This is a genomic window from Streptomyces sp. NPDC030798, from assembly GCF_055572275.1.
Map to the genome: position 1 here is coordinate 56,586 of NZ_JBVIDR010000012.1, position 26,519 is coordinate 83,104.

The 26,519-nt window shown below is 73.4% G+C and carries 25 protein-coding genes; 11 read left to right on the top strand and 14 right to left on the bottom strand.

Features of this window, described 5'->3' with window-relative positions; all coding sequences use genetic code 11:
* Window positions 1–8: 8 nt before the first annotated feature.
* The 6 genes from ACZ404_RS26110 to ACZ404_RS26135 all read right to left on the bottom strand — a co-directional run bounded on the left by ACZ404_RS26110 (window position 9) and on the right by ACZ404_RS26135 (window position 5,730).
* A complete protein-coding gene (locus tag ACZ404_RS26110) occupies window positions 9–1,313 on the bottom strand; it encodes a hypothetical protein (RefSeq protein WP_468443870.1) in 1,305 nt (434 codons plus the stop codon).
* A gap of 2 nt (window positions 1,314–1,315) precedes the next feature.
* On the bottom strand, window positions 1,316–2,401 hold the full coding sequence (locus ACZ404_RS26115; protein WP_468443872.1) for a hypothetical protein: 1,086 nt from the start codon (window positions 2,399–2,401) through the stop codon (window positions 1,316–1,318).
* The gene (locus ACZ404_RS26120) at window positions 2,398–3,258 is read right to left on the bottom strand and encodes a COG1470 family protein (protein WP_468443874.1); all 861 of its coding nucleotides are present in this window, start codon (window positions 3,256–3,258) and stop codon (window positions 2,398–2,400) included. The genes ACZ404_RS26115 and ACZ404_RS26120 overlap by 4 nt, the downstream gene beginning before the upstream one ends.
* A gap of 31 nt (window positions 3,259–3,289) precedes the next feature.
* Window positions 3,290–3,988, bottom strand: coding sequence for an LPXTG cell wall anchor domain-containing protein (locus ACZ404_RS26125; RefSeq protein WP_468443876.1), 699 nt, complete (start codon window positions 3,986–3,988; stop codon window positions 3,290–3,292).
* 508 nt (window positions 3,989–4,496) lie between these two features.
* The gene (locus ACZ404_RS26130) at window positions 4,497–5,075 is read right to left on the bottom strand and encodes an ATP-binding protein (RefSeq protein ID WP_468443878.1); all 579 of its coding nucleotides are present in this window, start codon (window positions 5,073–5,075) and stop codon (window positions 4,497–4,499) included.
* 277 nt (window positions 5,076–5,352) lie between these two features.
* Window positions 5,353–5,730: an STAS domain-containing protein gene (locus ACZ404_RS26135; protein WP_468443880.1), complete on the bottom strand. Its 378-nt coding sequence runs from the start codon at window positions 5,728–5,730 to the stop codon at window positions 5,353–5,355.
* A 246-nt stretch (window positions 5,731–5,976) separates the two neighbouring features.
* Here ACZ404_RS26135 and ACZ404_RS26140 point away from each other — a divergent pair, with 246 nt between their 5' ends.
* Together ACZ404_RS26140 and ACZ404_RS26145 are read left to right on the top strand one after the other, a co-directional pair.
* Window positions 5,977–6,888: an RNA polymerase sigma factor SigF gene (locus tag ACZ404_RS26140; protein WP_468443882.1), complete on the top strand. Its 912-nt coding sequence runs from the start codon at window positions 5,977–5,979 to the stop codon at window positions 6,886–6,888.
* 245 nt (window positions 6,889–7,133) lie between these two features.
* Window positions 7,134–8,705 (top strand): ricin-type beta-trefoil lectin domain protein, encoded by a 1,572-nt coding sequence (locus ACZ404_RS26145; protein ID WP_468443884.1) that lies wholly within the window; start codon window positions 7,134–7,136, stop codon window positions 8,703–8,705.
* Between the two features lie 64 nt (window positions 8,706–8,769).
* Here ACZ404_RS26145 and hutI read toward each other — a convergent pair whose 3' ends face one another.
* The 4 genes from hutI to hutU form a co-directional block, all read right to left on the bottom strand.
* A complete protein-coding gene (gene hutI, locus ACZ404_RS26150) occupies window positions 8,770–9,945 on the bottom strand; it encodes an imidazolonepropionase (RefSeq protein ID WP_468443886.1) in 1,176 nt (391 codons plus the stop codon).
* A gap of 26 nt (window positions 9,946–9,971) precedes the next feature.
* Window positions 9,972–11,309, bottom strand: coding sequence for a formimidoylglutamate deiminase (locus tag ACZ404_RS26155; RefSeq protein WP_468443888.1), 1,338 nt, complete (start codon window positions 11,307–11,309; stop codon window positions 9,972–9,974).
* Entirely contained in the window at window positions 11,306–12,634 is a 1,329-nt protein-coding gene (locus ACZ404_RS26160) for an allantoate amidohydrolase (protein ID WP_468444241.1), read from the bottom strand. The genes ACZ404_RS26155 and ACZ404_RS26160 overlap by 4 nt, the downstream gene beginning before the upstream one ends.
* Before the next feature lie 92 nt (window positions 12,635–12,726).
* On the bottom strand, window positions 12,727–14,391 hold the full coding sequence (gene hutU / locus ACZ404_RS26165; protein WP_468443890.1) for a urocanate hydratase: 1,665 nt from the start codon (window positions 14,389–14,391) through the stop codon (window positions 12,727–12,729).
* 138 nt (window positions 14,392–14,529) lie between these two features.
* Here hutU and ACZ404_RS26170 point away from each other — a divergent pair, with 138 nt between their 5' ends.
* The 5 genes from ACZ404_RS26170 (at window position 14,530) to ACZ404_RS26190 (ending at window position 18,211) form a co-directional block, all read left to right on the top strand.
* Window positions 14,530–15,903, top strand: a complete 1,374-nt coding sequence (locus ACZ404_RS26170; protein WP_468443892.1) for a type III PLP-dependent enzyme domain-containing protein — start codon at window positions 14,530–14,532, stop codon at window positions 15,901–15,903.
* 179 nt (window positions 15,904–16,082) lie between these two features.
* Window positions 16,083–16,472, top strand: coding sequence for a hypothetical protein (locus ACZ404_RS26175; RefSeq protein WP_468443894.1), 390 nt, complete (start codon window positions 16,083–16,085; stop codon window positions 16,470–16,472).
* On the top strand, window positions 16,469–17,293 hold the full coding sequence (locus tag ACZ404_RS26180) for a transcriptional regulator (protein ID WP_468443896.1): 825 nt from the start codon (window positions 16,469–16,471) through the stop codon (window positions 17,291–17,293). Before ACZ404_RS26175 ends, ACZ404_RS26180 begins: the two co-directional genes overlap by 4 nt.
* A gap of 31 nt (window positions 17,294–17,324) precedes the next feature.
* A complete protein-coding gene (locus ACZ404_RS26185; RefSeq protein ID WP_468443898.1) occupies window positions 17,325–17,816 on the top strand; it encodes a roadblock/LC7 domain-containing protein in 492 nt (163 codons plus the stop codon).
* Window positions 17,817–17,836: 20 nt separating this feature from the next.
* Window positions 17,837–18,211, top strand: a complete 375-nt coding sequence (locus tag ACZ404_RS26190) for a roadblock/LC7 domain-containing protein (RefSeq protein WP_468443900.1) — start codon at window positions 17,837–17,839, stop codon at window positions 18,209–18,211.
* Window positions 18,212–18,226: 15 nt separating this feature from the next.
* On the opposite strand, the gene ACZ404_RS26195 is transcribed toward ACZ404_RS26190, so the two are convergent.
* Both ACZ404_RS26195 and ACZ404_RS26200 read right to left on the bottom strand, forming a co-directional pair.
* Window positions 18,227–18,817 carry a hypothetical protein gene (locus ACZ404_RS26195; RefSeq protein WP_468443902.1) on the bottom strand — a complete coding sequence of 197 codons (591 nt, stop codon included), beginning with the start codon at window positions 18,815–18,817 and terminating at the stop codon, window positions 18,227–18,229.
* 87 nt (window positions 18,818–18,904) lie between these two features.
* Window positions 18,905–19,753: a MurR/RpiR family transcriptional regulator gene (locus ACZ404_RS26200; RefSeq protein ID WP_468443904.1), complete on the bottom strand. Its 849-nt coding sequence runs from the start codon at window positions 19,751–19,753 to the stop codon at window positions 18,905–18,907.
* Window positions 19,754–19,945: 192 nt separating this feature from the next.
* Between ACZ404_RS26200 and ACZ404_RS26205 the strand changes: the two genes are divergently transcribed.
* Entirely contained in the window at window positions 19,946–20,377 is a 432-nt protein-coding gene (locus ACZ404_RS26205) for a hypothetical protein (protein WP_468443906.1), read from the top strand.
* Between the two features lie 19 nt (window positions 20,378–20,396).
* Here the strand turns inward: ACZ404_RS26205 and ACZ404_RS26210 are convergent, their stop codons facing one another.
* The gene (locus ACZ404_RS26210; RefSeq protein ID WP_468443908.1) at window positions 20,397–21,158 is read right to left on the bottom strand and encodes an SDR family oxidoreductase; all 762 of its coding nucleotides are present in this window, start codon (window positions 21,156–21,158) and stop codon (window positions 20,397–20,399) included.
* A gap of 146 nt (window positions 21,159–21,304) precedes the next feature.
* Between ACZ404_RS26210 and ACZ404_RS26215 the strand changes: the two genes are divergently transcribed.
* The gene (locus ACZ404_RS26215; RefSeq protein WP_468443910.1) at window positions 21,305–22,153 is read left to right on the top strand and encodes a helix-turn-helix transcriptional regulator; all 849 of its coding nucleotides are present in this window, start codon (window positions 21,305–21,307) and stop codon (window positions 22,151–22,153) included.
* Window positions 22,154–22,473: 320 nt separating this feature from the next.
* Here the strand turns inward: ACZ404_RS26215 and ACZ404_RS26220 are convergent, their stop codons facing one another.
* A complete protein-coding gene (locus ACZ404_RS26220; RefSeq protein WP_468443912.1) occupies window positions 22,474–23,865 on the bottom strand; it encodes a cystathionine beta-synthase in 1,392 nt (463 codons plus the stop codon).
* A gap of 159 nt (window positions 23,866–24,024) precedes the next feature.
* Here ACZ404_RS26220 and ACZ404_RS26225 point away from each other — a divergent pair, with 159 nt between their 5' ends.
* Both ACZ404_RS26225 and ACZ404_RS26230 read left to right on the top strand, forming a co-directional pair.
* Window positions 24,025–25,044 (top strand): SGNH/GDSL hydrolase family protein, encoded by a 1,020-nt coding sequence (locus ACZ404_RS26225; protein ID WP_468443914.1) that lies wholly within the window; start codon window positions 24,025–24,027, stop codon window positions 25,042–25,044.
* Between the two features lie 171 nt (window positions 25,045–25,215).
* A complete protein-coding gene (locus ACZ404_RS26230) occupies window positions 25,216–26,436 on the top strand; it encodes an acetyl-CoA C-acetyltransferase (RefSeq protein ID WP_468443916.1) in 1,221 nt (406 codons plus the stop codon).
* Window positions 26,437–26,519: the final 83 nt, after the last annotated feature.

Sequence of the window (26,519 nt, forward strand, 5' to 3'; positions counted from 1 at the left end):
CGGGCGGCTCAGCGGGTGCGCCTGCGCGGCATGAAGGTGAACACCGCCGCGCCCAGCAGGATCACCGTGCCGGACACCAGGCCCAGGGCCTTGAGCGCCCCGTGGTCACCGGCGCCGGTCTCGGCGAGGCCGCCCGAGCCCCCGCTGCCGCCCGACGCCGAACCGGACGCCGAGCCTCCCGACGTCGAGGTGCCGCCCGAGGCGCCGCCCGGCTGCTGGGTGGTGTCCAGGGTGAGGGACACCTCGGTCCTGGTCGGCGTGCAGGTCGTGGTCGTACCGAGGGCCTTGATGACGAGGACGCCCGGCGCCAGGGTCGAGGTGCCGCTCGCGCCCGGCTTGTAGGTGCCGGTCAGATCCGGGATCTCGATCGGGTCGCCGGCCTTGATGGCATTGGCGTTCGTCGGCCCCTCCACGTGCACGGTGCCCTTGTCCGCGCCGCCGAGCACCACCTCCATCGACGGCTTCACCGAGTCCTTCGGGATCTCGGCGGGGCTGTTCATCACCGACTTCTTGAACTGCACCGTGAGGTCGTAACTCCCGCCGTTCCTCCTGGCGTTGATCTGCACCGGCGAGATGGCGTTCTTGTCGCCGATCGGCGTCTTGCAGGCGTAGGGGACCTGGACCTCCTTGCCGGTGAAGTCGGTCCGACCGGTGCCGCCGCCGCTCGCCGACGGGGAAGCGGAGGCGGAGGAGCTGGGCGAACCGGACCGGGTGGGTGACGCCGAGGCCGTGGGGGACGGCGACGTGCTCGAGGAGCTGCCGCCGCCCGCGGTCACCTCGATGGTCGCCGCCTTCTGCACGGTCTCCTTCGGCGTGCACTTGGTGTCCGTGGACATCGCGTTGACCGTGTACGCGTCCGGCGTCAACGTCACCTCACCGGGCGCCGTCAGCTTCAGGCTGCCCTTCATGTCGGACAGCACCATGGGGGCGCCCTTGGGGATCGCCGGGTTCTGCCGGGGCCCCTGCATGGCGATGTCGGCGGTCTGCGCGCCGGCCGCCTTCAGGACGCCGGAGGGCTGCACCGAGTTGGCGGGCAGGTCGATGATGTCCGGGTTCTTCGAGGCCGCCTGCACGAACTTCCACACGACGTCCACCGTGTCGCCCACCTTGGCCGTGGCCGGCGCGGTGATCTCGACCTTGGTGGTGCCGTCGACCGGGTCGATGCCGGCGGGCGGCACGCAGTGGGTGGCGAACGACACCTGGGCGGCCTGCGCGGGCGTGGCGGCCACGCCCAGCAGCAGGGCCGCCGAACAGAGCACCAGTGCGGCGCCGGCGGCGCCCGCCCTGCGGGCCGGTGTGCCTCTCCTTCGCATGCTCACGGGGGTCCCTTCGTGGTGGGAGTCGTAGGACTCGTCGGGCTGTGGTCGTGCGGTGCGGAGAGCCGGACGGCCGGGCCGCCGGGAGCGGAGTCCGGGGCGAACCACGGCAGGGTCGGAGTCGGGGGAGTCGGCTCGGGCGAGCGGCGGTGGGGTCTCAGGGCGGGAACGGGCCGGGTGAGCCGCCGGTGGCGGACGCCGCCGGCGCGGCGCGGCCGTACCTGGTCGACCACGGCCATCCCGGCGCGGAACAGCCCGGCCGGGACGACCACGCAGAGCAGGATCCAGAACAGCGTCACACCCCAGGGGCGGCCCACGCCCCACGGCTGCTCCGCGAGGACTCTGCCGCCGTACTCCAGCGACACGGTGTAGTCACCGTGCGCCCCGGCCGACAGTTCGACGGGCAGCTTGATCTGCGCCTTCTTGCCCGGTGCGAGGGTGCCGCGCCACTGCTGCTCGTCCCACTGGGGCGCGAAGACGCCGTGGGCGGTGCCGACCCGGAAGACCGGGTCCTTGATCGCGGTCGAGCCGACGTTGCCCGCGGTGAAGACCAGCGTGCGGCTCGGCGGGGCCCCGAACCAGGTCAGCAGACCGCTGGAGCCGGCCAGCCGGGTGTCGGAGAGGATCGAGAGCCGGCCGCCCGGCGACGCGGTGGGCAGCGGGGCCACCGGATGCCCGGCGACCTGGAGCACGACGTCCGCCTCGGCCTTCGCGCCGGTCACCGTGGCCACGTGCACCACGCAGGGGCACGGCACCGGCGGCTCGGCGACCGGCAGCTTGGTGGCGAAGGCACCGTGGGCGTCGGTGGTCACGGCCCTGCCGTCGCCGTTGGCGCAGGAGTTGGTGCCGCCGATCACTCCGCGGGAGGGGGTGGCGCGTCCGCAGATCAGCATCATCAGCAGCGTGTGCGCCCGCCAGCCGCTGCCGCTGACGGTCACGGAACCGCCCGTACCGGCCTGGGACGCGGACAGCTTGACGACGGGCCCGTCCGCGGCGGCCGCCGACGCGGGCGTGAGCGGGAGCAGGAGCAGCGCGAGCACCGCCGCCCACGTGGGCAGCCGCAGCGCCCGTACCGCGCCGCTCACCCGGCCGCTCCCCTCGTCGGCTCGGCCGCCGGGGTCCCGGCGCGCCGGCTCCCCCGCCGCCGCACGGCGATCACGGCGCCCACCGTGCCCGCGGCCAGCGCGCCGGTCGCCCCCGCCGCCGCTTCCCAGGGCACGAAGCGTGCCGCCGCCGTCGCCGAGGCGTGCGCTCCGCCCGGCGCGGTGACGGTGAGGGTCACGTCGACCGCGTCCAGCGCCGGGTGGTCCGGCCACGGCTCGGCGAGCGTCACGCGCGTGCCGGGGCGCAGGCGGACCGGGAGGGTGCGCGGTGCGCGGTCCAGGACCCGGCCGAGGACTCCGTCCGCGTGCACCGCCAGCCTCGGCGCGAGGACGGTCGTACCGCGGTTGACCAGCTCGTACGTGATCCGGTCGGTGTGCACGGCCACGTGCTCCACGGTCAGCGCGGCGAGCGCCGGGCCGCCGATGCGCAGACGCAGCCGTACGGTCCGCGTCCGGCCGTCGGTGTCGCGGACGACGACCGCCCCCGCGCGGTCACCGGGCGCGGCGCCGGCCGGGACGGTGACCGTGAAGGGCACGTCGGCGCGGGTGCGGGCGGGAACGCGGACGCTGCTGTCGGCGAACGCGATCCGGACGCCGGTCCCGGACAGCCGTACGACGACGGGGGCGTGCCCGGGGTTGGTCACGGACAGCGTGTCCCGCAGGACCGCCCCGGGCGGCCCCTCCGCGTAGAACGACGGCCGCCCGGCGCCGGAGGGCGCCACGGACCATCCTCCCGCGGCGAAGGCCGGGGTTGCGGCGGCGGGGAGGGCGAACAGGCAGAGGGTGAGGGCCGGGAGAAGGTGCCGGTGGGGGGCCGGGGGGCGGATGGCGGGGCGCATGGGCGGCTCCAGCGGTCGTTGGCCGGGACGTTCAGCGGCGTACGGCCTGGTTCCGTCGGGTCAGCCAGAGGGCGCCCGCCGCGCCCGTGAGGAGGACGGTGCCGCCGAGGGTGCCCAGGGCGACGGCTGAGTCCTCGGGGCCGGTCCTGGGCAGCCCGCCGCCGGAGCCGGTGCTGCTCTGCGAGGTGGTGCCGGTGGAGGAGCCGGTGCCTGCGCCGCCGGCCGCCGTGACGTCCAGGGCCAGGGACGGCTTGGGGCTGTTGGTGGGGGTGCAGGTGGTCGTCGTACCGAGCGCCTTGATGGTGAGCGTGCCCGCCGTGAAGGTGACCTTGCCGGACTTCTTCGGCGTGTAGGTGCCGCTCAGGTCGGAGATCTTGATGGGGGTGTTGGCCGGAATCGCCGCCTGGTTGGCCGGGCCGGACACGGCGAGGGTGCCGCTGTCGGCGCCGCCGAGGTTGATGGTGGCGCTCGGGTTCATGGCGCCCTTGCCCAGCTCGACGGGGCTGGAGGAGACGCCCTTCTGCCAGGACATGGTGATCCTGTAGCCGGTGCCGCTCTTGGCGCCCCTGATGTCGATGGGCGAGACGGCGCTCTTGTCGCCGATCGGTGTCTTGCAGTGGTAGTTCACGTCGACGACGTCGGCGTGGGCCGCCGGCGCGGCCAGCAGCAGCGCCGAGCCGGCCAGGGCCGCGGCGGACACGAGCGCGGCGGTTCGCTTCGGGTACGACACGGTCGGTCCACCCCATTCATTCCTGACGGCACATCAGATTCGGCCGTCAAGGTACGCCGGGCACCGAAAGGAAGGAAGACACGTCACACGCCGGAGTTGTGGTGATCCGGGGGGGCGGGGGAGGGAGTTGGGTGGAGGAGGGGTGTGGCAGGGGTGGCCGGAGGGGGGATCCGAGCGGCCGGAAGTGGGCGCTCCTCGCAGACCTCGGGCGACGACGTAGGCCGAGGGAGGCGGCCGAGCCGCGCCAGGGACGGCGCCGGAAGCGCGCGGCGGCAGCGCGGCTCACGGGAGGCACGCCGTCGGGTCCGGCGGCACGGCCGCGACCGCCGGGTCAGACGGCCCGTGGACCGGGCCGAGCGATCGGAAACGGCGAGCGGGGCGGCCCGGGACCCGAGTCCTGCCGGGCGGCCGAGGCGCGAGCGGGACGGCCCGGAGCGGACGGGAACGCCGGGCCGGCGCACCTGGGACGGCGAGCGAGGCGCCGTGCGCGTCACTCCGGGCAGCCGGCCTAAGCGGGGGCGCCCAGTTCTGCCCAGACCGTCTTGCCCGAGCGGCCCGGGGTGCGCAGGACGCCCCAGTCCAGGCAGAGGCGCTGGACGATGAACATGCCGTGGCCGCCGGGGCGGCCGGCGCGGTGGGGGGTGCGCGGGGCCGGCTGACCGGTGCCGCGGTCGGTGACCTCCACCCGGATCACCTTGTTGTCGCAGGTGAGCAGCAGATCGTCCGGCCCCTCCGCATGCAGGCACGCGTTGGTGACGAGTTCGGACACGACGAGCAGCACGTCCTCCGCGGCGGCCCGCTGGTCGGCGCCGGCGGCCGGCAGCCACCCCCACGCGTACAGCGCCTGGCGGGTGAAGTCACGGGCGAGCGGCACGACCCCGCTCGCGCCGTCCAGCCGTAGCGTGCGAACCTGCCGCCCCCGTGGCTCGTCCCCGCCCTCGGAGGGCCCGGACGGCACGGACGTCGGCACGGACGGCGCGGCAGCCCCCGCGGACACGCCGGTCGGCGCACCCTCCTCGGACGCCCCGGAAGCGCCGCTCGGCTCCGGGCCGCGGTCGCCCGGCGAGCAAGGCCGGGTGGTGCTCATCAGCGCTTCACCTCACCGATTCACCGATTCACGAGTTCACGAATTTCACGAGTTCACGGAATTTCCAGTTCAAAGGCACGACACCGGCCGGTCCGCCCGCATCCGCCCTTCGCACATACGTCGCACCCGGGCCGCTCGCCGGTTCCCAGGACCGGGTCCGCGGCCGACGGGTTTCAGCATGTCTCCTGCCCGGCCGATCGGCCGGGACACCCCTGCTTCGGGCATGACCGGTGCACCGTACAGGCACCGGCCCGTACAGACGGGACCGGACACGGGTTCATTCGGCGTCGCCGGCCAGAGCGGCCTCGACGGAGTCATGGACGGTGAAGACCGCCTCGGCGCCAGTGATCTCGAACACGCGCGCGACCACTGGCAGCATCCCCGCCAGATGCACGCCTCCACCGGCGGCCTCTGCCCTCAGTCGCGCGCCGAGCAGGACGTTCAGGCCCGTGGAGTCGCAGAACTCCAGCCGTGAGCAGTCCACGACAAGGCGTGCGAATCCCTTGTCCAGGAGGTCGTCGAGGGGTTCGCGCAGAAGATCGGCGGTGTGGTGATCGAGCTCACCCGCCGGTGTCACTACGGCGCTGGAGCCCTCTTCCCGCACCTCCACCAGAAGCCGGCCCGACTGTGCGCTGCCGACCGTCCCGTGGTCCATGCCGTCTCTCTCCCGAGGTCGTGGCTGCTGATGCCCTCGAACATTACGCCTTCCATCCGCACTCCGACACCCGAACAACCTCACAGAAACGGACATATGGTTACAGAACGCACTTGCGACCGGGTCCGGGAAGCAGGTAGGGCTAGTAAAGACACACATCCCTACACGCCGGCTTCGGAGGCGCCGCACACCGCAGTGCACGTACTGGCTTCGGCAGCCTTATGCCGAGAACGATGGAGGACACCCATGTCACCCCGGCTCGACGCATCGCATACCCACCGGGCGACGTCGACACCCCCACCGGAACAACTGGATCCCGTCGATCCCATCGATCCGATCGATACCCTCGACCCCCTCGAGGGACTTCCGGAGATCCCCCCCTTCGACGAGGTCGGTCCCGTCGACGCACGGGCCCTGTCCAAGACCCTCTTCGAGCGACTGGAGTCGCTGGAGGAAGGGACGCACGAATTCGCGTACGTCCGCAACACGCTGGTCGAGCTCAACCTCGCGCTCGTCAAGTTCGCCGCCTCCCGCTTCCGCTCGCGCAGCGAGCCGATGGAGGACATCATCCAGGTCGGCACCATCGGCCTGATCAAGGCGATCGACCGCTTCGAACTCTCGCGCGGCGTGGAGTTCCCGACGTTCGCGATGCCGACGATCATCGGCGAGATCAAGCGCTTCTTCCGTGACACCTCGTGGTCGGTGCGTGTACCGCGCCGGCTGCAGGAACTGCGGCTGGACCTGGCCAAGGCCGGGGACGAGCTGGCCCAGAAGCTCGACCGCGCCCCCACCGTCGCGGAACTCGCCGAGCGGCTCGGCCTCACCAACGACGAGGTCGTCGAGGGCATGGCCGCCTCGAACGCGTACACCGCCTCCTCGCTGGACGCCCAGCCCGAGGAGGACGACACCGAAGGCGCGCTCGCGGACCGCATCGGGTACGAGGACCACGGGCTCGAAGGCATCGAGTACGTCGAGTCGTTGAAGCCGTTGATCGCCGAACTGCCGTCCCGGGACCGGAAGATCCTGTCCCTGCGCTTCGTCGCCGGCATGACCCAGTCGGAGATCGGCGAGGAACTCGGCATCTCCCAGATGCATGTCTCGCGGCTGCTGTCCCGGACGTTGGCGCGGCTGCGCAAGGGGCTGACCGTGGAGGAGTGAGCCTCCCTCACGCGCGCGTGGAGCGGCCCGGCCTACGATGCCGGGCCGCTTCGCCGTGCCCGGGCGGACTGCACCGGCTGGCCGGTACCCGCCGTGATCGCTCCCATGCCGGCCCGAGCGCGAACCGTTATGCGGTTACCCGCGGAAACGTCTTTCCCGAACCGCGGCCCTCCTCCACCATGGGCCCCCGAACCGGCTGGTACGTCAGACGGTTCGGCGACAGGCACGGGGACGGAGGGCGCGTCATGGCGCTGGGCGGCGACGGAGCCGGGGCGGACACGGGCGGCTCGGCCGAGGCGGACACGGGCCTCGCGGACGCGCCGGACGATCGGCTGACCGAACTGCTCCGCTCCCCCACCGCGACGGCCTACCCCGCGCTGCAGGAACTGCGTCGCCGGCACCACCCGGCCGTCCTCGCCTACGCCCGGCTGTGCGCCGCGAGCGAGGCCGCGGCCCGCCGGCTGGCGGCGGAGACCTTCACCACGGCGGCCCGCGAGACAGCCCGCGGCCGGGAACCGAACGCGCCGCTGCGCCACTGGCTGCTGCTGCTGACCGCGCGGCTGGCAGCCGCCTGGGCCATGGGCGACCGCTCCGCCGGCGTCGACCCGGCCCTGCTGCTGGTCCTGAACTCCAGCGGCCTGCCCGAGGGCCCGACCCCGCCCCTGCTCCCTGCGTACCGGACGCTCCCGTCCCGCACGCAGGGTCTGATCTGGTACGGCGCCCTCGACGCGGAACCGCTCGAACGCACCGCCGCCTTCCTCGGCCTGACCCGCGCCGACGTGGCCCACGGCACCGCGCCGGCCCTCAAGGCGCTGGCCCAGGCCTGCCTCAGACAGCGCCTGGCCGCCTCCGACGACCCGCGCTGCGCCGACTTCCGCCGGCTGATCGAGGAGGCGGTACGGCAGGACGGCGCCCGCTACAGCGCCGACCTGGACGCCCACCGGGTGCACTGCCCGTCCTGCACGGCCGCGTTCGAGGACCTGACCGCGCTGCGGGACTCCCCGCGCCAGACCCTGGCGGAGGGCCTGCTGCCCTGGAACGGCACGTCGTACCTGCGCGCCGAGGACCCGCTCCCCGTACCCGCACCGCGAGCCGCCGACCGCCCGGGACGGCTCCCCCGGCGCCCCTACCTGCTCGCCTCGACGGCCCTGGCCGTGGCGCTCACCCCCCTCCTGGTCTTCGCCCTCACCACCTCGCGCAGCCCCGGCCGGCAGCAGACGGCGGCCGCGACCCCGGCGCCCCCGCCGGTGACGGTGACGGCGACGGTCTCCCTCTCCCCGTCACCCACCCCGAGCCCGAGCCCGTCGCGCACCTCCGCGTCCCCGTCCCCGTCCCCCACCAGGACGTCCCACCGCCCGACGACGTCCCCGACGCCGCGCCGCACCCCGCGCCCGTCCCCCACGCCCTCGCCGCCGGGCAGCGCCTTCGCACAGGTCGTGAACGCGGCGACGGGCCGCTGCCTGGACATCCGCGACGGCTACCTGTCCAACGGCACCGACGTCGTCACGGCACCCTGCACCTCCTCCCCCACCCAGCGCTGGCGCGTCGAAGCGGACCTCGGCGTCCTGCGCTCGGCCGCCGACCCCGACTTCTGCCTCGACAGCCGCGGCTCGACCTACCGGGGGGTCGGTATCTGGAGCTGCGGCTCGGTCTACGGCCGCAACGGCCAGAACCTCCGCTTCACCGTCGACCCCGACGGCACCATCCGCCCGGCCGTCGCCCCCGACACGGCGGTGACCCCGGACGGCGGCGACGGGGTCGTCTTCCAGCCCGTGAACGGCGGCAGCACCCAGCACTGGCGGGCCGGCGCCGCCTGACCGGGCGGGCCGGGGCACACCGGCGGGCCGGGGCACACCGGCCGGGTCCGCCCCGCGCGCCCGCTCAGACGGCCCGGACGCCCTTGCGCCACACCCCGCCGACCAGGGGCACGCCCGGGCGGTAGGCCAGGTGGACGTGGCTGGGGGCGTCGAGGACGAGCAGGTCCGCGCGGGCCCCCGGGCTCAGGCGGCCGATGTCGGTGCGGCGCAGAGCTGCCGCGCCGCCCGCCGTGGCGGACCAGACCGCCTCGTCCGGGGTCATCCGCATGTCCCGCACCGCGAGCGCGATGCAGAACGGTACGGACGAGGTGAAGGACGAGCCCGGGTTGCAGTCCGTGGAGAGGGCGACCGTCGCGCCCGCGTCCAGCAGACGCCGGGCGTCCGGCCACGCGGCGCGGGTGGAGAACTCGGCGCCGGGCAGCAGGGTGGCGACCGTACGGCTGTTCGCCAGGGCGTCCACGTCGGCGTCGGTGAGGTGGGTGCAGTGGTCGGCGCTGGCCGCGTCCAGCTCGACCGCCAGCTGGACGCCGGGGCCGTGGGAGAGCTGGTTGGCGTGGATGCGCGGGTGCAGGCCCTTCGCGCGGCCGGCGGTGAGGATCGCGCGGGCCTGGTCCCCGTCGAAGGCGCCCTTCTCGCAGAACACGTCGATCCAGCGGGCGTGCGGCGCGCAGGCGTCCAGCATCTCGCCGGTGACCAGGGCGACATAGGCGGCCGGGTCGTCGGCGTAGTCCGGGGAGACGATGTGCGCGCCGAGATACGTCACCTCGTCGGTGTGCCGCGCCGCGAGGCGCAGCGCGCGGGACTCGTCCTCGACCGTGAGGCCGTAGCCCGACTTGGTCTCGAACGTCGTGGTGCCCTGGCGGAGCGCCTCGTCGAGGTAACGGGTGAGGTTCGCCTCCAGTTCCGCGTCGCTCGCGGCCCGGGTGGCCGCCACGGTCGTGCGGATGCCGCCCGCCGTGTAGGAGCGGCCGGACATGCGGGCGTTGAACTCCTGGGTGCGGTCACCGGCGAAGACCAGGTGGGAGTGGGAGTCCACGAAGCCGGGCAGCACCGCCCGGCCGCCCGCGTCGACCCGGTTGTCGGTGGCGGGTGCTTTGCTGGACTCACCGGCCCACGCGATCCGGTCGCCGTCGATGACGACGGCCGCGTCCTGGACCAGGCCGAGGGGGGACCCGTCACCGAGGGAGGGGTCGTTGGTGACCAGCGTGGCGATGTTGGTGATGACGGTGCTGCTGCTCATGGTGTCCTCGTGGGGGGCGATGGGGGTCAGCCGCGCAGGGCTTCGACAGCGGAGGCCAGCGCCCGCGGCACGTCGGGGACGAGCGCGTGCTCCCCGTCGCGCACGACGTGCCGGCCGCCCACGACCGTGTGCCGTACGTCGGCCGCGCCCGCCGCGAATACGGCCGTCTCGGCGCCCAGCCGGGGCAGCGGCCCTGCCGTCCTGACCGAGTCGAGCGCGATCGTCGTCAGGTCGGCGAGCGCGCCGGTCTCGATGGTGCCGGCGTCCTGCCAGCCGAGCGCGGCGTGTCCGTCGGCGGTGGCGGCGCGCAGCAGCGCGGCGGCCGTCCAGTGGCCCCGGGAGCGGGTGCGCAGCCGCTCGTTCAGCTCCATCGCGCGCGCCTCTTCGAGCAGGTCGATCACAGCGTGGCTGTCGGAGCCGAGGGACAGCGGGGAGCCCGACCGCTGGAGGGCGAGGGCCGGTCCGATGCCGTCCGCCAGGTCGCGTTCGGTGGTCGGGCACATGCAGGTGCCGGTGCGGGAGTTGCCGAGCAGCGCGACGTCCTCGTCGGTGAGGTGGGTGTTGTGCACGCCGGTGGTGCGCGGGCCGAGGACGCCGTGGTCGGCGAGCAACCGGGTGGGCGTGCGGCCGTGGGCGGCGAGGCAGGCCTCGTTCTCGGCGGTCTGCTCCGACAGGTGCACGTGCAGCGGCGCCCGCCGCTCCTGCGCCCATTCCGCCACGGTCGCCAACTGCCCGGCCGGCACGGCGCGTACGGAGTGGATCGCCGCCCCGATCCGCGCGTGATCCCGTTCCTTGAGAACTGAACAGCGTTCGGCCCAGGCCTCGGCGCTGCCGTCGGAGAAGCGCAGCTGGTGGGCGTTGGGGGGCTCGCCGAATCCGGAGGAGAGGTAGCAGGTGTCGAGGAGGGTGATGCGGATCCCGGCTTCGGCGGCGGCCGCGACGAGCGCCTCGCCCATGGCGTTCGGCTCGGCGTAGGGGGTGCCGCCGGGGGCGTGGTGGACGTAGTGGAACTCGCCGACGCAGGTGATGCCGGCCAGGGCCATCTCGGCGTACACCGCGCGGGCGAGGGCGTGGTAGGTCTCCGGGGTCAGCCGGTCGGCGACGGAGTACATCACCTCGCGCCAGGTCCAGAAGGTGCCGCTGCCCACCTGGACGGTGCCGCGCAGCGCCCGGTGGAAGGCGTGCGAGTGGGCGTTCGCCAGGCCGGGCAGGGTCAGGCCGCGCAGCACCTCGGCGCCGGTCGGCGGGGCGGCCACGCCGGTGCGGACGGCGGTGATGCGGCCGTCCGCGGTCTCCACCACCACTCCCGGCTCGACGTGGGCGCCGAGCCAGGCGTGCTCCAACCAGTAGGTCCCCTTGGTCACCTGCAGGCCAGTCCTTCCAGTACGTCGGCGAGCGCGTGCACCCCGGCCAGGCAGTCGTCCTCGGCCGCGAACTCGGCCGGGGAGTGCGAGACGCCGGTGGGGTTGCGCACGAACAGCATGGCGGTCGGAATGCGCGCGGAGAGGATCCCGGCGTCGTGTCCTGCTCCGGTGCCGAGCACGGGCACCGTGAGGCCGGTGTCCCGGCCGAGGATGCGGCCGAGCTCGTCGCGCAGGGCGTGGTCGAACTCGACCACCGGGGTGAAGGACTCCCGGACGACGTCCAGGTCGATGCCGTGGGCGTCGGCGTACTCCCGGGCGGCCTTCTCGATGCCGCCGACGACGGCGTCGAGACTCTCCTGGTCGGCAGCGCGGGAGTCGAGCCAGCCGCGCACCAGGGAGGGGATGGCGTTGACGCCGTTCGGCTCGACGGAGATCTTGCCGAAGGTGGCGACGGCACCGGCGAGCTCGGCCTCGCGGCGGGCCGCGAGCACGGTCTCGGCGTACGACAGCATCGGGTCGCGCCGGTCCACCAGCCGGGTGGTGCCGGCGTGGTTGGCCTCACCGCGGAAGTCGAACCGCCACCGTCCGTGCGGCCAGATGGCACTGGCGATGCCGACCCGGTCGCCGGACAGGTCCAGCGCACGGCCTTGCTCGACGTGCAGCTCGACGAAGGCCTCGATCCGGGCCAGCCGCTCGGGGTCGGCCCCGATGGCCTCGGGGTCGTACCCGGCGGCCTCCATGGCCTGCGGGAGGGTGACCCCGTCCCCATCGGTGAGCCGGTGCGCCTGCTCGACGCTCAGCTGCCCGGCGGTGAGCCGGGACCCGACACAGGCGAGCCCGAACCGCGCGCCCTCCTCGTCACCGAAGTTGACAATGGCCAGGGGCTTCGTGAACTCCGCTCCCCTGCCGCGCAGTTCATCGAGGGCGGCGAAGGAGGAGACGACCCCGAGGGGCCCGTCGAAGGCCCCCCCGTCGGGCACGGAGTCCAGGTGCGACCCGGTGACCACGGCGTCCCCGGCGGCCGGGTCCCCCAGCCAGGCCCACTGGTTCCCGTTCCGGTCCACCTCGCAGGCCAGCCCACGGGCTTGTGCCTGCTGCTCGAACCAGGCCCGGCACTCGGCATCGGCCCCACTCCAGGCGTATCGCCGATACCCACCGGACTCGGGGTGCCGCCCGATGGGCAGCAACTCGCGCCACATCTCTTGGAAGGAAGGGGCACTGCGAGCGGTGGACCCGCCGGGCTGCGAGCCGCCGTCCCGCACGGGCTGTACCGCGTCGCCGCTCGAACCCGCAGGCCGTACGGGCTGTGGGCGGTCGTTCCGCAGGGCGGAACGGGTGGGCACAGCCGCAGCGGCAGACGGCGACGAGACACCGGCCCGCGCCGAACCGTCGCCGCTCGGCTCACCAGAACCCTGGCTCACGCCTCGCCACCCTCGCGCATCGGCACCCGAACCCCCCGCTCCTCGGCGACGGACTCCGCGATGTCGTACCCGGCGTCCACGTGCCGGATCACGCCCATCCCCGGGTCGTTGGTGAGCACGCGCCGGATCTTCTCGCCCCCCAGCTTCGTACCGTCGGCCACGGTCACCTGCCCGGCGTGGATGGACCGCCCCATGCCCACGCCACCGCCATGGTGGAGGGACACCCACGACGCACCCGACGCCACGTTCACCATGGCGTTCAGCAGCGGCCAGTCGGCGATCGCGTCGGACCCGTCGAGCATGGCCTCGGTCTCGCGGTACGGGGAGGCGACGGATCCGCAGTCGAGGTGGTCGCGCCCGATCGCCAGCGGAGCCGCCAGCTCACCGGAGGCCACCATGTCGTTGAAGCGCTCACCGGCCTTGTCCCGCTCGCCGTAGCCCAGCCAGCAGATGCGCGCGGGCAGCCCCTGGAAGTGGACCCGCTCCCCGGCCATCTTGATCCACCGGGCCAGCGACTCGTTCTCCGGGAACAGCTCCAGAATCGCCTTGTCGGTCTTGGCGATGTCGGCCGGGTCGCCGGACAGCGCCGCCCACCGGAAGGGGCCCTTGCCCTCGCAGAACAGCGGGCGGATGTAGGCCGGCACGAAGCCGGGGAAGGCGAAGGCCCGGTCGTAGCCGGCCAGCTGGGCCTCGCCGCGGATGGAGTTGCCGTAGTCGAAGACCTCGGCGCCGGCGTCCATGAACCCGACCATCGCCTCGACGTGCTTCGCCATGGACTCGCGCGAACGGGTGGTGAAGCCGGCCGGGTCCTTGGCGGCGGCCTCGGCCATGTCCTCGAAGGCGATGCCCACCGGCAGATAGGACAGCGGGTCGTGGGCGGAGGTCTGGTCGGTGACGATGTCGACGGGGGCGTTCATCGCGAGCAGTTGCGGGAGCAGCTCGGCCGCGTTGCCGAGGACGCCGATGGACAGCGGGCGGCGGGCGTCCCGGGCCTCGACGGCGAGCTGGAGGGCGTGGTCGAGGGAGTCGGCCCTCACGTCCAGGTAGCGGTGCTCGATGCGGCGTTCGATGGCACGCGGGTCGCAGTCGATGCAGATCGCGACGCCGTCGTTCATGGTCACGGCGAGCGGCTGGGCGCCGCCCATGCCGCCGAGGCCGGCGGTCAGCGTGATGGTGCCGGCGAGGGTGCCGCCGAACTTCTTCGCGGCGACGGCGGCGAAGGTCTCGTAGGTGCCCTGGAGGATGCCCTGGGTGCCGATGTAGATCCAGGAACCGGCGGTCATCTGGCCGTACATGGTGAGGCCGAGGGCCTCGAGGCGGCGGAACTCCTCCCAGTTGGCCCAGTCGCCGACGAGGTTGGAGTTGGCGATGAGGACGCGCGGGGCCCACTCGTGGGTCTGCATGACGCCGACCGGGCGGCCGGACTGGACCAGCATGGTCTCGTCCTGCTTGAGGGTCCTCAGGGTGCGGACCATGGCGTCGAAGGAGCGCCAGTCGCGGGCGGCCTTGCCGGTGCCGCCGTAGACGACGAGCTTGTCGGGATGCTCGGCGACCTCGGGGTCGAGGTTGTTCTGCAGCATCCGCAGGGCGGCTTCCTGCTGCCATCCCAGGGCGCTCAGTTCCGTGCCGCGCGGTGCTCGTACGGGGCGGGGTCCCGACATCGTCTGCCTCCTCCTGTTACTGCGTCTATTCACATCCTGGCTCTCTGAATAGAACTAGTCAATACGGCGGGCCGGCTCCGTCCGCGCGCCGCCGGTGCTTGGCTGGACGTACCCGAAGGCGGACACAAGGGAGAAACCGTGGAGCGGGAGATCGAGCGCGCGGCCCGGGAGCGGGCCGCCCGGCGGGACGAGGCGGTGCGGGCCGCGGTGGAGCAGGGCCTGCTGGGGCCGGACGCGGCCGTGGTGGGGTTGCTGGACGTCACCGGCATCCGGGAATCGGCGGCGGCCCTGCGGGCGGCTTTCGAGGCGGTCACCGCCCCGGGGACCCCGGTGCTGCACGCCTTCGCGGTGAAGGCGGCCCCGCTGGTGCCGGTGCTGCGCCTGCTGCACGAAGAGGGCATCGGCGCGGAGGTGGCGAGCCCCGGCGAGCTGGCGCTGGCGCGGGCGGCGGGGCTGCCGGCGGAGCGGATCGTGCTGGACTCGCCCGCCAAGACCACGGCCGAGCTGCGCGAGGCACTGGCGCTGGGCATCGCCGTGAACGCCGACAACCCGCAGGAGCTGGAGCGGCTCGATGCGCTCGTCGGCTCCGCGCCCGTCCGCCCGCCCCTCGGCATCCGGGTCAATCCACAGGTGGGCGGCGGCAGCATCGGGGCGACCTCGACGGCGACGGAGACCTCCAAGTTCGGCGTGGCGCTGCGCGACGAGGGGGCCCGCGCATGGGTGGTCCGGGCGTACGCGGACCGGCCGTGGCTGACCCGGCTGCACGCGCACACCGGGTCGCAGGGCATCCCGTTGCCGCTGATGGCGCGGGGCGTGGCGGAGACGTACGCGCTGGCGGAGGAGATCAACGCGCGCGTGGGGCGGCGGCAGGTCGACACGCTCGACATCGGCGGCGGGCTGCCGGTCGACTTCACCGCCGAGGCGGCCGGGCCGACGCACGCGCAGTACGCGCGGCTGCTGGCCGAGCAGGTGCCGGGGCTGTTCGACGGGCGGTACGGGCTGGTGACCGAGTTCGGGCGGTCGCTGCTGGCCCGGCACGGCACGCTGGTGGCCCGGGTGGAGTACGCCAAGAGCTCCGGCGGGCGGCGCATCGCGGTGACGCACGCGGGCGTGCAGGTGGCGACGCGGACGGTGTACGCGCCGGGGGCGTGGCCGCTGCGGATCGCCGCGTACGACGCCAAGGGGCGACCCAAGCCCGGCCCGGAGGTGGTGCAGGACGTGGCGGGCCCGGCCTGCTTCTCGGGCGACCTGCTCGCCGAGGGGCGCGCCCTGCCCCTGCTGGAGCAGGGCGACTACGCGGCGGCGCTGGACACGGGCGCGTACGGCTTCGCGCACCACTACGCCTACAACTCCCTGGCCCGCCCGGCCGTCCACGGCTTCGCGCCGGACGGGTCGGGGGGCGTGGCGTTCGCGACCGTGCGGGAGGCGCAGACGGTGGCCGAGGTGGTGGCGGAGTCGGGAGCGGCGCACGCCTCGGCGCTCACCACCCTGGCCGCTTCCGGGAGCCGTTGACGCACCCCTGCCCGCTCTCGAACAAATGGATCAACTGCCGGGAAACAGTCGTCAGTTGACCCACACTAGTACGCCGGACGCACGTTCCACCGGAAAATGCCAAAGGCCTCACTCCTCGCGCACACGTTGCGTAGTGTCGTCGTCACTCAGCCGGAGTCCCAGGCGGGAGGGGAGCCACGGTGCCCGGAATCGACGAGTGCTTACTGGAAGCGATGCGCCTGCCCGGTGCCCGGGGAGCCGCGCTGGTGGACTGGACGAGCGGACTGGCCCTCGGCACGGTCGGGGAGGCCCCCGGCGGTGACCACGAGACCACCGCGGCCGAGGCCGCCGAGCTGGCCCGGCTGGCCGCCGAGCACGGCGCCTTCACGGCCGGGGGCGGCGCGGACGGGCAGCCGCCGGTCGAGGACGTGATCGTCAGCAACCGCGACAGCTACCACCTGCTGCGGTTCGTGGACACGTCCTTCGACAGCAGCGTCTTCCTGCACCTGTGGCTGGGCCGCGAGGAGGGCAACCTCGCCCTCGCGCGGATCCGGCTCGGCGAGATGGCCGCCCGGCTGGTGCTCGGATGACCAGAGTCGAAACACCCCCGCCGCTTCCCGTGCGGGACCGGGAGGCCGGGCGCGACCGGACCGCGGGCGCGCTGTCACCCATGCTCGGGCGGCTCGCCGAGGAGCGGGCCACCGGCGTCCTGGTCCGTGAGCACGGCACCCTGTACCTGGCCGAGGGCCGGGTGGTGCACGCCGAGAGCCCCCACGCCCCGGGTCTCGACGTGCTCCTCACGGCCCACGGCACGCTCGCGGCGGCCGCCTGGCAGCAGGCGGCCGGGCAGGCCGACGGCCCGGCGGAGGCGGCCCGCCTGCTGCTGGAGGCCGGGCTGCTGCCGGCGGGCGCCCTGGAGCTGTGCCACCTGGACACGCTGTACGACGCCGGATATTTCGCGCTGGCGCCGAGCAGCGCCCCGGGCCGGTTCCGCTACGGCCCGCCGCCGCGCACCGGCTCGCTGCCCTCGGTCCCCGTCGTGGCACTGGAACGCGAGACGCTGCGCCGCCGGCTCCTGCTGCACCGCACCTGGCCGGACCCGGCCGCCGACAGCGCCCCGCTGATCAGGGCCGACCCGGTCGCACCGGTGCCGGTCACCGCACGCAGACGGGCGGTCCTGGACCGGGTGGACGGCGTCCGTACGGCCGCCCAGATCGCTCGCAACCTGGGCCGGCAGGCCTTCCACACGCTGGTGGACGTCCGCCGGCTCGCCGCGGCCGGGCTGGTGCGGCCGGTGCCCGTCGCCCCCGCCCCGCCCCCGCGCCCGGCACCCCCGACACTCCCGCTCACGGTCACCGACCCCGACATCGCGCTGCTGAAGAGGCTCAGGGATGCGCTGGAGGCGCTTTGAACGGCACCGCCCCACCGAGAGGACAGACCTGATGGTGGCCGAACAGGACCTGGAGACCGTCCTGGACGAGCTGCGCCGGCTGCGCACCCGGGTGCCGCAGCTCACCGGCGCCCTGGCGGCCGGCGTCGACGGCCTCGTCGTCGCCCACGACACCCCCAGTGTCGACCCCGAGGGCCTGGCGGCGCTCACCGCGGCCGCGCTCGGCGTGGCCGTCCGGGTCGCCGACGCCACCGGCAACGGCGGCTTCCGCGAACTGCTGGTGCGCGGCGAGCACGGCTATGTCGCCACCTACGCGGCCGGCCGCACCGCCGTACTGACACTGCTCGCCCAGGACCGGGTCAACGTCGGCCGGCTGCACCTGGAGGGCCGCCGCGCCGGGGCCCGCATCGGCGAACTGCTGGACGCCGCCGAGGCCGCCGCCCGGGCCGCGCGCCCGGCCACCCGGACCACCCCCGTACGAACCCGCACCACGCGCGCGGCCCGCACCACGGCCACCGAAGCGCACACCGCAACCGACAGTTGAGCATTGCGAAAGGACCCACCATGGCCAACACCGAGACGGCACTGAAAGAGGCGCTGACCTCCATCGAGGGCGCCACCGGCGTCGCGCTCGTCGACTACACCAGCGGGATGGCGCTGGGCACGATGGGCGGCAGCAAGACGTTCGACCTGAACGTGGCCGCGGCCGGCAACACCGACGTGATCCGCGCCAAGATGCGCACGATGGAGATGCTGGGCCTCAAGGGCGACATCGAGGACATCCTGATCACGCTGTCGGACCAGTACCACCTGATCCGCCTGCTCAAGAGCCGCGGCGGCAACGGTCTGTTCCTCTACCTGGTGCTGGACGCCTCCCGGGCCAACCTGGCGATGGCCCGGCACCAGCTGAAGAAGATCGAGGAGGAACTCGAGGTCTGACCCCCGGGCCGCCCCTCAGGCCCGGACGAGAGCGGCGGTACGGCGGCGGGCCCCGCCCGGGGCCGCGTCGCCGGCCGCGATGCCCGTACCCCGCAGGGCCTGCACGGCCTTGCCGGCCGGGCTGCCGCCGCGCCGGTCGAGCCAGTCGACCCGTACCCACAGCAGCGTCTGCGCCGCCCGCTCCCGGCGCCCGATCCAGGCGGCCTTCAGCCACAACCCGGCGCCGGCCCCGGCGAGCAGCATGCCCCCGGCCGCCGGCACCGCGAAGGAGCTGCCGAAGGCCGCAGCGAAGGCCAGCAGCAGCCACCAGTGGTGCCCGCGCCGCCAGTTGCGAACCGTCACGGCCCGGTCCTGCAGTACGTCGTACTTGCCCGCACGGGCGGCACCGCGCACCAGACCGGCGTACCGCCCGCGGCGCACCAGCGCCACCACGGCCGCGGTGACGAGGAACAGCGCGGCACCCGCCAGCACCCCGATCCGCCGCCCGGTCACCCCGGGCACGAAGACCCCGATCCCCGTAGCGATCACCCCGAGCCACCCGAGCGGTGCGGCCCCCGCCCGTACGACCACGGCCACCCGGGCCAGCCCCTGTCCTCCGCGCGCCACGTCAGCCTCCCGTGTCACGTCACCAGATGCCTGTTCTCACCGGCACGCTAGCGGCAGAAAGTGAGACGAGTCTGAGAGACAGGCGGGTCACTCCACGAACAGACCCCGGGCCGCCGCCTGGGCGTCGAACTCCTCCAACCGGGCCTGGGCCTCGGGCAGATCGTCGCAGATCGCCTCCAGCAGCACGCGCCCGAGCAGCATGGGCGCGCACGCGGTGTCGAAGGCCAGCCCGGTGCCCACGGCGGCGGGCAGCAGCAGGTCGGAATGTTTGGCGACGGGCGCGAAGGCGGAGTCGGCCACCGTGACGACGGTCAGTCCGGCCTCCTGCGCGTAGCCGAGGGTGTCGACGACCTCGCGCGGATGCCGGGGCAGCGCGAAGCACAGCAGCGCGGTGGCGCCTGCCCGGACGGCCGCGTCGATGCGGTCGTGGATCATCGTGCCGCCCTCGTTGAGCAGCCGGACGTCCGGGTGGACCTTGGCGGCGAAGTACGCGAAGCCGTACGCCTGGGAGGCGGCGGCGCGCAGCCCGAGCACCGGCAGCGGGCGGGACGCGGCGAGGAGCCGCCCCGCCCTCTGCACCGGCCGGGGATCGGCCAGCAGCTCCGCCAGGTGCCTCAGGTTCTCGATCTCGGCCTCGACGGCCTGCTGGTACTCGTTGTACGAGCCCGCCTCGACGGCAGCGGCCGGCTCGGCGGGAACGACCTCGCGCAGATGGCGGCGCAGGGCGGGGTAGCCGTCGAAGCCCAGGGCGACCGCGAACCGGGTCACGGACGGCTGGCTGACCCCGGCCAGCTCGGCCAGCTCCACGCTGGACAGGAAGGGCACGTCGGCGGCCCGCCGCACCATGCTGTGCGCGATGCGGCGCTGGGTCGGCGTGAGCCGGTGCCCCTCGAAGAGCGCCTGCAACCGGGTCGCAGGGCTGTCGGTCGCGCTCATGACGTACTCCCCCTCCAGATGTCCTCGCCGCCCCGGGAGAGTACAGCGCCGAGGCCTTCACCCACACCGCCCGTCCATTCAGGCAATGCATCTCTGCATACCTTTATACAGCCGGGGAGGGGGCGACCGCATGGCCAAGAGGGGGGTTGTCCCCAGTGCGGAGCACCCCGCCGCATCCCTACGGTGGACCGCATGAGCGCACTGGACTCGCGGGACGCCGACTTCGGCAAGGATCTGAACGCCACCGTGCGGGCACGCCGGGAACTGGGCGAGGAATACGAGTCCGCGCTCGTCGACTCCTTCCTGGAGAAGGTCGAGCAGCGGATCGACGACGCCGTGGACCGCCGGGTGCGGCGGCACCTGGCCGAGCAGCGGATGACCGACGTGCGCGGCACCCGGCGCCCCAAGAGCGGCGACAGCTGGGCGGAGCGCTTCGGCTTCGCCGTCATCACCCTGGTGCTGGCGATCCCGCTGTCCGCGATCAGCGGCGCCCTGGCCGGGATGTCGGGCCTCGCGGTCGTCTGGGCGGGCATCGTCGGCGTCAACTTCGCCCAGGCCGTGCGCGTCAATCCGGAACTGCTCGCCGGGCGGCGCCGGTCCGGGCGATCCCCCCAGGACGACTGACCGGGGGGACCGGCCCGGCTCACGCCTGCCGGGTCGGCAGCACCACGATCTGGCGCAGATTGACGTGCCGGGCGCGGCTGGTGGCGTAGACGACGACATCGGCCACCTCCTGCGCCGACAGCGCACCGATCGCGCCGATCATGTCGTCCAGCTGCCCGGACAGCTGCGCGCTGCCGACGTGCGTCTTCAGCTCGGTCTCCGTCAGCCCCGGCTCGATGTTGGTGACCCGCACGTCACGCGGCCCGAACTCGGTGCGCAGCGACTGGGAGAGATGGGTGACGGCGGCCTTGGTGGCGCCGTACACCGCGTAGTTCGGGAACGCGATGTGCGCGCCGATGGACGACACGTTCACCAGGTCCGCGGTGCCGCCCTCGGCCGCGGCGGCCACCAGGTCGGCGGAGAAGGCCCGGATCACCCGCAGCACCCCGGTCACATTGGTGTCGAGCATCCGCTGCCACTCGTCGAGCCGGCCCTCCTCCACCGGGTTCGGCAGCATGACACCGGCGTTGTCGACCACCAGGTCGACGCGCCCGTACGCCGCGTGGACCAGGTCGCGGGCGGCCTCGACGGACGCGTCGTCGGTGACGTCGGCGACCACGGCGAGCGCCTCGCCCCCGTCCGCCCGGATCTTCTCGGCCAGGGCCTCCAGCCGGTCCGCGCGCCGGGCGAACAGCGCCACCCGGGCGCCCCGCGCGGCGAGCTGCACCGCCACGGCCTCGCCGATGCCGCTGGCGGCCCCGGTGACGACGGCGGTACGGCCGGACAGGTTCTCGTACGACATGGGTGTCCCCCTCGGACTGCCGGCCGGGGCTGTTCCCCGGCGCTGACACCACCCTCGCCTCGAGCGGCGGCGCTACCCAGGGATGCGCTTTTCCTGGGTCTGCCAGTACCAGGACGGCGGCCCCTGCCGGGCCTACGATCGACTCCATGGACGGGGACCGGATCGAAGGAGAAGTGGGCGGCTTCCCGCGCTCACGCCGCGCCCGCATCAGGCCCGAGGAGGTGGGGCTGCCCGTCCACGGGCGGCGCCGCGTACCGGGCCTGCGCCGCGAGGAGGTCGCCCAGCTCGCGGGCGTCAGCGTCGACTACTACATCCGGCTGGAACAGGGCCGGGGCACGAGCGTGTCGGACGCCGTGCTGGACGCGATCGCCCGGGTGCTGCGGCTGGACGAGACCGAACAGGCGTACCTGCGCACGGTGGCCCGCCCCCGGCGCGCCCGGGGCACGAAGCAGCAGCCGGCCGCGCCCCGCGTCCGGCCCGGCGTCCAGGCCCTGCTGGACGGCATGGAACGCAGCCCGGCGTTCGTGCTCGGCCGCGGCATGGACGTTCTGGCGTGGAACGCGCTCGGCGACGCCGTCAACGGCTTCAGCCGCACGACAGGGACACCGAACGTGCCCCGGCAGGTCTTCCTCGACCGCGCGGGCCGGGAGCTGTACCCCGATTGGGCCGCGGTGGCCGCCCAGACGGTCGCGCACCTGCGGCTCAACTCGGGCCTCTACGCCGACGACCCCGGCCTGTGCGCCCTGGTCGGCGAACTCTCCCTCAAGAGCGAGGACTTCCGCCGCCTGTGGGCCGACCACCAGGTCAAGGAGTGCGCGTACGGCGTGAAGAAGGTGCGCCACCCGGTGGCGGGCCTGCTGACCCTCCCGTACGAGACCCTGACCGCCCCGGCGGACCCGGACCAGACGATCGTCGTCTACACCCCGGAACCGGGCTCGGAGACGGCGGAACGCCTCGCGCTGCTGGGCAGTTGGGAATCGAGCAGCACTCGCTGAGCCGGCAGACATGCGCGGGGACCGCCGCACCCCCGTTGCCGGGGGGCGGGACGACGGCGGTCCCCGCGAGGGACGCGGGCCGGCCGGAGCCGGACTTGCGCGTCCATGGCGTCCTTGGAGGTCCGGGAGCCGCTCCGGAGGTCCTTGGCGCCGTACGTCGCCGACCCGGGCGGGGAGCCGCTCCCGCCCTTGCCGACACCCCTAATCTGCCGGACCCGTGTTAAGCGAGTGCTGCGCGCACGTGACACCCTCGTACCACTTCCGCGAACCCCGCATCGTCCCAAGTCAGCCGGGGGCACCGGCAGTTCACCGGGCGTTCGCTACCGGTTCCCGCCCTTGGCCAGGAAGGCCAGCAGGTCCTGCCGGCTGACCACTCCGGTCGGCTTGCCCTCGACCAGGACGATCGCCGCGTCCGCCGCCCCCAGCACCGACATCAGGTCGGCGACCGCCTCACCGGAACCCACCTGGGGCAGCGGAGCGGACATGTGCTTCTCCAGCGGGTCCTCCAGCGAGGCCCGCTTGCTGAACAGGGCGTCCAGCAGCTCGCGTTCGACGACCGAGCCGACGACCTCGGCCGCCATCACGTCCGGGTGGCCGGCGCCCGGCTTGACGACCGGCATCTGCGAGACGCCGTACTCGCGCAAGACCTCGATGGCCTGACCGACGGTCTCCTCCGGGTGCATGTGCACCAGGGAGGGGATGGAGCCGCCCGCCTTGTCGCTGAGGACGTCGGCGACGCGGGCGCTGGGGCCCTCGTCCTCGAGGAAGCCGTAGTCGGCCATCCACTCGTCGTTGAAGATCTTCGAGAGGTACCCGCGCCCGCTGTCCGGGAGCAGGACGACCACGACGTCGTCCGGGCCGAGGCGTTCGGCGACGCGCAGGGCGGCCACCACGGCCATGCCGCAGGAACCGCCGACCAGCAGACCCTCCTCCTTGGCCAGACGGCGGGTCATCTGGAAGGAGTCCTTGTCGGAGACGGCGACGATCTCGTCGGCGACGGTGCGGTCGTAGGCGGTGGGCCAGAAGTCCTCACCGACGCCCTCGACGAGGTACGGCCGCCCGGAGCCGCCGGAGTACACCGAGCCCTCGGGGTCGGCGCCGACGACCTTGACCTTGCCGTCGCTGGCGTCCTTCAGATAGCGGCCGGTGCCGGAGATGGTGCCGCCGGTGCCGACGCCCGCCACGAAGTGGGTGATCCTGCCCTCGGTCTGCTTCCACAGCTCGGGGCCGGTCGAGTGATAGTGCGAGAGCGGGTTGTTGGGGTTGGAGTACTGGTCGGGCTTCCAGGCGCCCGGCGTCTCGCGGACGAGGCGGTCGGAGACGTTGTAGTACGAGTCCGGGTGCTCGGGCGCGACCGCCGTCGGGCAGACGACGACCTCCGCCCCGTACGCCCGCAGCACGTTGATCTTGTCGGTGCTGACCTTGTCGGGGCAGACGAAGATGCACTTGTAGCCCTTCTGCTGGGCCACGATGGCGAGTCCCACCCCGGTGTTGCCGCTGGTCGGCTCGACGATCGTGCCGCCCGGCTTCAGCTCCCCGCTCTGCTCGGCCGCCTCGATCATGCGCAGGGCGATGCGGTCCTTCACGGAACCGCCCGGGTTGAAGTACTCGACCTTGGCCAGGACGGTCGCCCGGATGCCCTGGGTCACGCTGTTGAGCCGCACCAGCGGGGTGTTGCCGACGAGGCTGATCATCGAGTCGTGAAATTGCACCGTTGTCTCCGGTTGCTGCAAAAAAACAGTGGTCGTAGTGGTGCCGCCAGCCTAAGGCCCCGGGGTGAACCCGGGCGGGCGTTCACTCCCTGTGGAGATTGGCGAACGGGCTGTACGGGGCAAGGAGTGGATACGGCTACGAGGAGGTGGCGGCGACGCATGACGAGCATGTCGAGGGCGCGAGTGGCCCGGCGCATCGCGGCCGGAGCGGCGTACGGCGGTGGCGGGGTCGGACTGGTCGGTGCGGCCGCGGTCGGCTTGCTGCTGGCCGAGCTGCAACTGGCCCGGCGCCATGTGGGCAACGGCAGCGGCGGCCGGGTACCGGTCGCCGACGGCGTGTACGGCCATGCCTACGACGTTCCCGGGGAACCTCCTCTGCGGCTGACCATGCTCGGCGACTCCACGGCGGCGGGGCAGGGGGTGCACCGGGCGGGCCAGACGCCGGGCGCGCTGCTGGCGTCGGGCCTGGCGGCGGTGGCCGAACGGCCGGTCGAGCTGCGCAACGTGGCCCAGCCGGGGGCCCAGTCGGACGACCTGGACCGGCAGGTGGCGCTGGTGCTGTCGTCCGCGCACCCGGTGCCCGACATCTGCGTGATCATGATCGGCGCCAACGACGTCACGCACCGGATGCCGCCGACGCAGTCGGTACGGCACCTGTCGGCGGCGGTACGGCGGCTGCGCACGGCCGGTGCCGAGGTGGTCGTCGGCACATGTCCGGACCTCGGCACCATCGAGCCGGTGCAGCAGCCGCTGCGCTGGCTGGCCCGGCGGGCCTCGCGGCAGTTGGCGGCCGCGCAGACGATCGGGGTGGTGGAGCAGGGCGGGCGGACGGTGTCGCTGGGGGATCTGCTCGGTCCCGAGTTCGAGGCGAATCCACGGGAGCTGTTCGGGCCGGACAACTACCACCCCTCGGCGGAGGGGTACGCGACCGCCGCGATGGCGGTGCTGCCGACGGTGTGTGCGGCGCTGGGGCTGTGGCCGGCGGAGGAGGAGCGGCCGGACGTGTTCCGGCGCGAGGGGTTCCTGCCGGTCGCCCGTGCTGCGGCGGAGGCCGCGTCCGAAGCGGGTACGGAGGTGACCGCGGCGATGCCCACGGGGCCGCGAGGGCCCTGGGCACTGCTGAAGCGGAGGCGGCGGCGCCGGGTACCGGAGGCGGAGCCGGCGCGTCCGTCGGCGTGACCGTCCCGGGGCTCCGCGTGGAAAGCTGGAGGTGCGGACCGCCTCGGAAGCGGAGCCCCAAGCAAGCGCTTAGTAAATTGCGGCCAGTGTCACACCGCGACACCGGTGACCCGATCCATACGTACCGGTAACTTCCCAACCGGCCCTACAACCCCTCGCACTGGAGCCGTGATGCCCGAAGCCGTCATCGTCTCGACCGCCCGCTCCCCCATCGGCCGCGCTTTCAAGGGCTCCCTGAAGGACCTGCGACCGGACGACCTCGCCGCCACGATCATCCAGGCGGCCCTCGCGAAGGTTCCCGAGCTGGACCCGAGGGACATCGACGACCTGATGCTCGGCTGCGGCCTCCCCGGCGGCGAGCAGGGCAACAACCTCGGCCGGGTCGTCGCGGTGCAGATGGGCATGGACCACCTGCCGGGCTGCACGATCACCCGTTACTGTTCCTCCTCGCTGCAGACCTCCCGCATGGCGCTGCACGCCATCAAGGCCGGCGAGGGCGACGTGTTCATCTCGGCCGGTGTCGAGATGGTCTCCCGGTTCGTCAAGGGCAACTCCGACAGCCTGCCCGACACGCACAACCCGCTGTTCGCCGAGGCGGAGGCCCGTACCGCCGCCGTCGCCGAGCAGGAGGGCACCTCCTGGCACGACCCGCGCGAGGACGGCCTGCTGCCCGACCCGTACATCGCGATGGGCCAGACCGCCGAGAACCTCGCCCGCCTCAAGGGCGTCACCCGCCAGGACATGGACGAGTTCGGCGTCCGCTCGCAGAACCTGGCCGAGCAGGCCATCAAGAACGGCTTCTGGGAGCGGGAGATCACCCCGGTGTCGCTGCCGGACGGCACGGTCGTCAGCAAGGACGACGGTCCGCGTCCCGGCGTCACCCTGGAGGGCGTCCAGGGCCTGAAGCCGGTCTTCCGCCCCGACGGACTCGTCACCGCCGGCAACTGCTGCCCGCTCAACGACGGTGCCGCCGCGCTCGTCATCATGAGCGACACCAAGGCCCGTGAGCTGGGCCTGACCCCGCTCGCCCGCATCGTCTCCACCGGTGTCTCCGGCCTCTCCCCGGAGATCATGGGCCTCGGTCCGGTCGAGGCCAGCAAGCAGGCGCTGCAGCGCGCCGGCCTGACCATCGGCGACATCGACCTGGTCGAGATCAACGAGGCGTTCGCCGCCCAGGTGATCCCCTCCTACCGCGACCTCGGCATCGACCTGGACAAGCTGAACGTCAACGGCGGCGCCATCGCCGTCGGCCACCCCTTCGGCATGACCGGCGCCCGGATCACCGGCACGCTGATCAACTCGCTGCAGTGGCACGACAAGCAGTTCGGCCTGGAGACGATGTGCGTCGGCGGCGGCCAGGGCATGGCCATGGTCATCGAGCGCCTCAGCTGACGTCGGCACACCCTCGGTAGCCGGTACGGCACAGCACGTCAGGAAACGGCCCAGAACCCGGGAAACGCCTGGATTCTGGGCCG